General features: G+C 56.1%; 1 protein-coding gene. It reads left to right on the plus strand.

What is annotated here, in order from left to right:
- The first annotated feature begins 734 nt into the window (after positions 1-734).
- Positions 735-1,172 (plus strand): hypothetical protein, encoded by a 438-nt coding sequence (locus tag JKL46_RS34680; RefSeq protein WP_201842984.1) that lies wholly within the window; start codon positions 735-737, stop codon positions 1,170-1,172.
- Positions 1,173-1,645: the final 473 nt, after the last annotated feature.

Genomic DNA, 1,645 nt, shown 5'->3' on the forward strand with positions numbered 1-1,645 from the left:
TAGGAGGCACTGGCCGGAAAGCTGTAGGTGAGGCTGTTGACCGCCCATTTCAGGTCCCCCAAAACACCATCGATGTACGCGTTGCCGGTCAGGCTGTAGGTCGCAACAGCAGGCATTCACTCGTCCAGTTCGCTAGAGAACAGCTTGGGTAACGGTCACGTTAAGAAGGCCGCTCGAAAGCAGCTTGAGAATAACGTCTGCTCAATTCGCTGATGACAGGCAAATAGGAATTTTATTTATTCTTTGCAACAGATAAATAAGCTTGGCGGAATATTTTTGGAACATGGCTGTTTGTTTCATCTGTGAGCGGCGGCTGACTTCCGCAGAACGATCGTCTCTCTTTCCGCCCCCTCAAGCTTTCTTCGAAAGCGGGGGGATGAATTTGTAGTTTGCCGCGGTGGGGACATTTTAACTCTGCGCCTACAGGAAATGCGGCTGCCAGATTGAAATATCCGCCGGCTTGCAAAGGGACGCTGGTCCTGCCCAGTGGCAAAGCCACCTGGACCGCCTATGACGGCCATGCCGCTAACAATGACATCCAGAATTTCGCTTTCGAGTCAGACCTGAAGCTAAGCGGAACCTGTTCTGACTGAGTTCCGCAACAACCGACCAGAAAGCCAGTCCAAGGTGTTTGGTGGCTGATCCCACCCGTCGATGCAGCAGGTCCACAAAAAAGCCGCCGATATCCTGGATGGCCTGCGCACCGCATCAACCATTACGAGGTTACAAGTACCTTGAGCACGGGCATCGTCACAACTGCAATTGTCTTGATCATCGGCTACGTCATCGTGTCCAGGATCGTTGGACTGGCATTCCGCCTGGCGGTGCCTCTGGTTCTGCTCGTTATCCTGGGCGGAGCCGGTGTTCTCTCGAACCTGATGCCGGTGCGCTCCCCTGCGGAAGTAAATGCCCCGTATGAACAGGCCCGGCATCGCTCCGGTGCTGATATCGGTGATCTCCGCCTGCGCGATATCGCCGACATCGCTGTCGATACAATTCGCTCTATGCTGCAGGGCAGCCTTGCCCTCCTGAATGGCATCGCCGAGCCGGAACTAAGACGTGAGCCGCATTGGCCAGACGAACCGCAGCGCACCCGTCGGTATGAATCCTCTGATGGTCCGCCCGACTTTGCCGATGATCCGCGGCAGGGTGAATCGCGGCGTGGATGGTGAGCATCATTCTGCTCTTAAATTGCGATCAAATCTTCAGGCGACGAAGTATGATCGTGCAAGAGAAGCATCAGGCAATGTAGAGCAGCCTATACCGCGTGCTCGTGGTAACAGGTTCCCGCTGGAACGCACAATGATCAGTAGCTGTCGGCGGCATTGAGGTGAGCGGAGGGCGTCCTCTCCGCTGACGCCCTGGCTGCGGGTTTTCAGACAGCACCCTTGGCCGGGGCGCTTTGACGTGCAATCGGCAATATCAGTAAACGGTCAATTCGTCCGCGATGACGAGAGCGCCGAGTTCGACAGACGGCTCATCTCATCAGGGTACACATCCCTGGAGTGCGTGAGCCCGAACAATGACTCTCTCGATTCCGTGGGCCGAGCGAGGGCCCGGTACTCTGAGGGCAGCTTGGCCGTATTGGCAACCAACCATCGGCCAGTTCCGTTGTCTTCCACGTGTGACGCTCGGAGATTTCCGA

It is taken from the genome of Microvirga zambiensis WSM3693 (assembly GCF_016735695.1).
GTDB lineage: Bacteria > Pseudomonadota > Alphaproteobacteria > Rhizobiales > Beijerinckiaceae > Microvirga > Microvirga zambiensis.